This window comes from Rubripirellula obstinata (assembly GCF_001642955.1).
In the GTDB taxonomy this organism is placed as follows: domain Bacteria; phylum Planctomycetota; class Planctomycetia; order Pirellulales; family Pirellulaceae; genus Rubripirellula; species Rubripirellula obstinata.
In genome coordinates this window covers 1-6,151 of sequence record NZ_LWSK01000194.1, presented here as the reverse complement: position 1 = coordinate 6,151, position 6,151 = coordinate 1, and the positions used below count along the sequence as shown (strand labels likewise).

The window sequence follows — 6,151 nt, the reverse complement described above, 5'->3', positions numbered from 1 at the left end:
GACCATGATCGCCAGTATGTAGGCCGTAGCGAGCCATAGCGAGTTACGGCAATTTGCGCACCGCCGTAACTCGCTAAGGCTCGCTACGGCCTACTTTCAAGGGTCGTGACAAGTTGACAACGACGCATTTTCATCAGCCCAGGCGATACCCACGCGGCTAAACGAACTAACACGTGTCTTCCGGGACCAAATCTCTACACGACGTTGGGTTCAGTCCACGATCGGATGAAGCTCGACTGAACCCTGGCGGGATCAGCTACGGGGTGGTCGTCGGCAACGCCCGAGGTTGTTCTGAAACAGTTCTCTAGTTCAGGTTCTCGCTGCTTGGATTGTTTTCCAACACACCTTTGACCTTGGGCCAGAGGATCACTGCTTCGATAATCATCCAGGCTTCCAAAACGAGTGTGGCGGATCCGACGAAAATGACGATCCAGTTGGGGTTTTCGGCAGCCAGCCAGCCTGGCAAATCACTGATCATGGCCCAGGCAGGGACCACCAGCATCAAAACCATTGGCACGACGACGAACCAAACCGGAATACCGCGTCGCCACAGGAAGAATGAAATCACCAAGAATGCAAGTCCCGCCAAAAGTTGATTCGTGGCACCAAACAACGGCCACAAAATCAACCCGCCCTTGCCCGCATAGGTTGACAACCACCACAATGCACCGGAGATCCCACCGGATGCAGACGCTTCCGCCGGTATTTCGCCCGCCCATGCTTGCGCAAGCGTTACGGGCGTGCCCGGCGCGGGTAATCCTGCAATGACCAATGCCAACAGCACTGCAAAAATTGTTGCACCGTGTTTGTTGGTCAACCATGAAATTGGATTCGCCGTCACCAGTGTTTCGCTAGCTGATTGACCGCCAACGAATGTAGCGGCCAATTCTTGAACGACATAACGTTGCAAACGACAAGCCGTGTCCAGGGTGGTACCCGCAAACGATGCCACCAAGACTCCCATGATCGCGACCGCGATCTCGGCAGGCACAGAAATCGCCTTTAAGAAATTTGCTGATCCATCGACAAACGCTCCCACTTTCGCAGCCAGCCCGCTGGCGGAAGCCCACGTTTCGTATCGCGCGTTGTACGCCGCTTCACCAAAAACGGTTTCGCCGCCCGACCCAAACGAATCCGGACCAACAGATCCTAATCCCAATCCTGACACACACGCCAGGATCACGATCGTTGCCAAGAAACCTTCGGTGAGCATTGATCCGTAGCCGACAAATTGAGCATCGGTTTCTGTTTTGATTTGTTTGCTCGACGTGCCCGAGGACACCAAACAGTGGAAGCCACTGCAAGCTCCGCAGGCGATTGTGATAAACAGGAACGGGATTACCGATGGAGCACCTTCGGGGCTGGCGCGAATTATCGGTGCAACGATCTCCAGCGGAATTCGTTCTCCGCTTGACGTTAAGCCTCCGATCAAACCTGCCGTTAACAACCCAACCAAAACCATTCCGAGCGCCGAAATCAATTGCAGCGAATTGATGTAGTCACGTGGCTGCAACAGAAGCCAAACCGGCAACACCGACGCGACGTAGGAATACGCTAACAGCAAAACGACCCAGGTCAGAATCGACCAACCGGCCATGGCTTCGTTGATCGATCCAAGGATGCCGGTGTTTCCGAAGATCAATGTCGCGTACATCGTGGCGAGAGCGACTAAAGACGGCACCAACAAACCGGATCCTTTGCGATGCAACCACATTCCGATCACCACCGCGATCGGAATTTGAACCAAGCAAGGAATGATCGACGATGGATACTGTTTAAACACAGCCGCGATCACCAAACCAAAAATCGCCAGCACGATCGTCAACGCCATGAACAGCACCAGCAGAAACAGCAACCGCACCCGACGATTTAGGACTCGTCCGGCCACGTCGCCGACGGTTTGCCCGCGACTGCGCATCGAAACGACCAACGCACCGAAGTCATGGACCGCTCCGATGAAGATCGAACCGACAAGCACCCAGACCAGCGCGGGCAGCCATCCCCACATGACCGCGATCGCAGGTCCGACGATAGGCCCGGTGCCCGCGATCGATGTAAAGTGATGTCCAAACAAGACGCTGCGGTCCGTCGGCACAAAGTCACGATCGTCTCGCAAGGCAACGCTTGGCGTGACTGCCGTTGGATCAAGCCGAAAGATCGTTCGTGCCAGCCACCGACCGTAGGTGTGATAGGCGATCAGGTAGGCAATCATCGCGCCCAGGGCGATCAAAAGTGTCGGCATGAAAGAAGACTAGAGCAGTTTGCGTATCGATGTAGGCCGGAAAAGGCGGAGCGAAGTTCCGGCGGCCTCACAGGATACCATGCAATTGCCGGAACTGCGCTTTGCTTGTTCCGGCCTACTTCGCGTAGGAGTCACGCTAGGTGCGTTTCACTCCTCACGCAGGCCTTCTTCGACTTGCGGAAGATCTTCCAGAGTTTCAATCCCGAAGAAATACAGAAAACGCTCGGTTGGATAATACTGCGGAATCGCACGCCCACCGCCATCGGGTTTGACTCGTTGGATTTCCAGAAGCTGGCGACGGACAAGCTGGTTCAGCAGCGAATGACTCTCGCGGCCGCGCTGGTCTTGCACCTTTTGAGCCGTAATGCCTGGCTGATAAGCGACCAACGACAAGACCTCAATCGCAGATTGACTCAATCGGGTTTCGCGAACCTTGCCCAAGAAAGACCTGCGAACCGATTCAACTTCCGGCGCGATCGTCATCTTAAAACCAAAGTCGTCTCGCACGATTCGCAAGGCCTGATCCTGATCACGATAGGACTGATTCAGCCCGTCAATGATCGACACCACTTCGTCAGGTTCGACTCCGCGGATCAGGTTTGCCAAACGTTCTTCCGTCAGCGGCTTGTTCTCGGGATGCCCAACGAATAGAGCTCCCTCGATGATCGCTTCCGGTGAAACGACTTCGTCAACCTCCAGATCTTCCAGCACAGCATCAGGAAATCCCTCCGCTGCTTCGTCTGGGTTTTCTAGCGATTCGTCTTCCAACGGCGGTGCAAACGATTCCGGATCGTGCTCCGCCGCAGCCTTTGCATACGCGGCACCTAAATCGTCCAACGAAAACCCATCCAGCGGTTCGTCGCTACTGACATCTTCCGTTGATTTGGATGGATCGACGTTGTCTGATTGCGTCATGAACGACTACCTGGTCGTTGATGATCCGGGCTGGGTTGCAATTTGGTACTCGGGATTAAACGGGAAGTCGGGTGTTGCGCTGGTACCGCTTGGTTTGACCATACGCATGTCCGAATGTGCGACCGTTTTCGCTCCGCCGAACATGCTGCCACCGACACCATTGAAACCGATGGCCTGTTCACGCTGTTCCAGCAACGTACCGCTCTTGAACGGACCAATTCCAAGGTAGTAGCTGTCGTTGTTGTGCGTCAACGCCGTGGCTTTTCCACCGTCGCCCATCACGGCACCCGTTTTGGCGTCGTAGCAAACTAGGCCGATTTTCGCTGTGCCCATTTGAGTGTTTCGCGAAGCAAATTTGATCTCAGGCATCTCGATCGGCAAGCCAGGAATTCCGATTGCTGGAATACCGACAAAACTCTCTTGGCTGTCCGTTCCAATGCCGCCGCTTCGGGCTTCCAGAACGATATCAGCCGCATCGGCTGAATCAACGATCGATCCGCCGTGCTTCAAGATTCCGTGCCGGATCGAACCGACCAGGTATCCCTTATCGACGCCGTCCAAATAGGTTTCATTGATGAAAACCTTGTAGCCCTCGAAATCGCTGAAGTGAACCTTGGAGATCGAGCGGTCAATCGCCGCCGAAATCAACAACTGCTCGCTACCGGTGCGAGCGGTGTTGGAGGTTTTTGTGGTGGCACATCCTGTCGCAAGCGATCCGCCAACGACCAAAGCGGCGGCAGCGAACGCGTGCCCCAATTTTACGATTCGTTTTTGATTCTTCATCTCGGCGCATTCCTTCTTTAGTTCTATGAAAGGTCGCCATTCATCAATGAAGCAGACCTATGATCCCTTGAAACGGTGAAACAACGTTCATCTCGACTTTTCTTCGTCGTTCTAGCTTTAATCAATAAAGGTGAACATTTGCTAGACTAAAAGTTGAACAAAATCCCCCGCCACCCCGCGTTTCGCCAGTCTCCGCAGAGCCCCTGGATTAACCTCGATTCGACCTGTTTATCCTTGCCCCGAAATGCAAGCCGTTCGGTTAGGCACTGTCCCGAAACAAACTCTGTCCCGAAACAACTTCCCGGTTTTCCCAACCCGAATGCGTGAGCGAGGGATCTTGTTTGACCTGAAAATCCCTCGCTTACACGTTCGGGTTGGGATCTGGTGGAATTCAGGCAACGTAGGCCGGAACAAGCGGAGCGCAGTTCCGGCAATGGCATGTTACCGTGTGAAATCACAGCACCAAAATTCAAAAATCGCCAACATGAATCCGACACCAAACATGACTCGCATCAACACTGTTCGCAAATCACTTTTTGCTCTGACGACGATGCTGGTAACGATCGCCATCGCATCGTTTGAATTCTCCTCCACCGCGTCTGCGAATGATGTTGTTACCGACCCACCACCCAACATTGTTTTGATATTCGCCGATGACTTGGGATGGAAAGATGTGGGTTATCAAGGTGACGGTTTTATCGAAACGCCCAACATTGACCGCTTGGCAACCGAAGGCATGGTGTTCTCATCGGCATACGCATCGGCGGCCAATTGTGCGCCCAGTCGCGCGTGTCTTTTGTCCGGCACCTACACGCCTCGGCATCATGTGTACGCCGTCAACAGCACTCGTCGAGGGCCGATCAAAAACATGCGATTGATTCCGCCACAAAACCGCAGCGGAATTGCGGCTAAGAACTTTACGATCGCCGAAGCAATGAAGTCGGCTGGTTACGCGACGGGACATTTTGGAAAGTGGCACTCCGCTGGAAAAGACGGTTCACTACCAACCGTTCAGGGCTTCGACACGACCTACAACACTTTTGGTGACGGGCAGGTTCACGCGAGTGCAAGCGACAACAAGCCGGGGCCGCCTTCTGATCCCAAAGGCGTCTTTACGTTGACTGAAAAAGCTTGTGAGTTTATGCAGAATAACCAAGACCGCCCGTTTTTCTGTTACCTGGCTCACAACGCCATTCACACACCGCTGCAAAACCAAACAGCAACGCTCGAAAAGTTCAAGCAGAAAAAACAGAAGGTTGCATCGGATGGAAACGGTTCGGCATCGGTCAGCCCAAAGTATGCCGGGATGGTGTACGATTTTGATGTCAGTGTTGGGCGATTACTAGAAAAGATCGATCAATTGAAACTGACGAAGAAAACTCTGGTCATCTTCACCAGTGACAACGGAGCGATCAACCAATCGCCTCAAGAGCCGCTTCGCGGCAGCAAAGGCGGCTACTACGAAGGCGGAATTCGCGAGCCATTCATCGCAAGATGGCCAGGCGTCATCGATCCAGGCAGTCAATGCGATGTACCGATCACCAATGTTGACTTTTATCCAACCTTTGCCGACGTGGGCCGAGTAAAGCTGCCGGCCAGCAAAGTGCTTGATGGCGAAAGTATCGTGCCACTGTTCAAGGGTAAGAACCTGACGCGGAAATCTGTCTTTTGGCACTTCCCCGGCTATTTGAACCGCCCAGTCGTTCGCGGACGTCCCTCGGATGTGCGACTTAGGTTCCGATCGCGTCCGGTGACGGTGATTCGCAAAGGCGACTGGAAACTGCATTTGTTTCACGAAGCTTGGCAACTCGATGGTGGCCGCGAAAAGATTGACACTAACGAAGCAGTGGAACTTTACAATCTGGCCGAAGACATCGGAGAACGCCGCGACCTCGCTCTTGAAGAACCCGACAAACGAGACGAATTGATTGACGATTTATTAGCCTGGATCGAGTCAACCAACGCGGTCATTCCATCGAAGCCTAATCCCGATTACGAACCCAAGCGATAGTTTCAAAACGTAGCTGATCCCGCCAGGGTTCAGTCCATGACCGGGTTAGTATTCCGAGTCACCTCAATTTTCGGGTAGCGGAACTCGCCAAGAGTTTCGGCTACGAGGGGGACGCCGAAAGTCTACGCGACTTCCGCTACCTCCTAACCGAAGATTGAGCTGACATGGACTACTAAGCTCGACTGAACCCTGGCGGGATC

Annotated in this window: 4 protein-coding genes; 1 reads left to right on the top strand and 3 read right to left on the bottom strand. The window is 53.7% G+C overall.

All coding sequences use genetic code 11. From position 1 onward, the window contains the following. Positions 1-304: 304 nt before the first annotated feature. From RC85_RS24380 to RC85_RS24370, 3 genes are all read right to left on the bottom strand, one after another. Positions 305-2,242, bottom strand: coding sequence for a carbon starvation CstA family protein (locus RC85_RS24380; RefSeq protein WP_068267355.1), 1,938 nt, complete (start codon positions 2,240-2,242; stop codon positions 305-307). A 147-nt stretch (positions 2,243-2,389) separates the two neighbouring features. Continuing rightward, entirely contained in the window at positions 2,390-3,157 is a 768-nt protein-coding gene (locus tag RC85_RS24375) for an SMC-Scp complex subunit ScpB (protein WP_068267354.1), read from the bottom strand. A gap of 6 nt (positions 3,158-3,163) precedes the next feature. Then, positions 3,164-3,940, bottom strand: a complete 777-nt coding sequence (locus tag RC85_RS24370; RefSeq protein ID WP_068267353.1) for a DUF6655 family protein — start codon at positions 3,938-3,940, stop codon at positions 3,164-3,166. 484 nt (positions 3,941-4,424) lie between these two features. Here RC85_RS24370 and RC85_RS24365 point away from each other — a divergent pair, with 484 nt between their 5' ends. Further along, positions 4,425-5,951 carry a sulfatase gene (locus RC85_RS24365; RefSeq protein WP_235033176.1) on the top strand — a complete coding sequence of 509 codons (1,527 nt, stop codon included), beginning with the start codon at positions 4,425-4,427 and terminating at the stop codon, positions 5,949-5,951. The last annotated feature ends 200 nt before the right edge of the window (positions 5,952-6,151 follow it).

Bases quoted from the DNA above. Each gene is read 5' to 3' on its own strand.
- RC85_RS24380 (WP_068267355.1), bottom strand. From the start codon at position 2,242: ATGCCGACACTTTTGATCGCCCTGGGCGCGATGATTGCCTACCTGATC.
- RC85_RS24375 (WP_068267354.1), bottom strand. From the start codon at position 3,157: ATGACGCAATCAGACAACGTCGATCCATCCAAATCAACGGAAGATGTC.
- RC85_RS24370 (WP_068267353.1), bottom strand. From the start codon at position 3,940: ATGAAGAATCAAAAACGAATCGTAAAATTGGGGCACGCGTTCGCTGCC.
- RC85_RS24365 (WP_235033176.1), top strand. From the start codon at position 4,425: ATGAATCCGACACCAAACATGACTCGCATCAACACTGTTCGCAAATCA.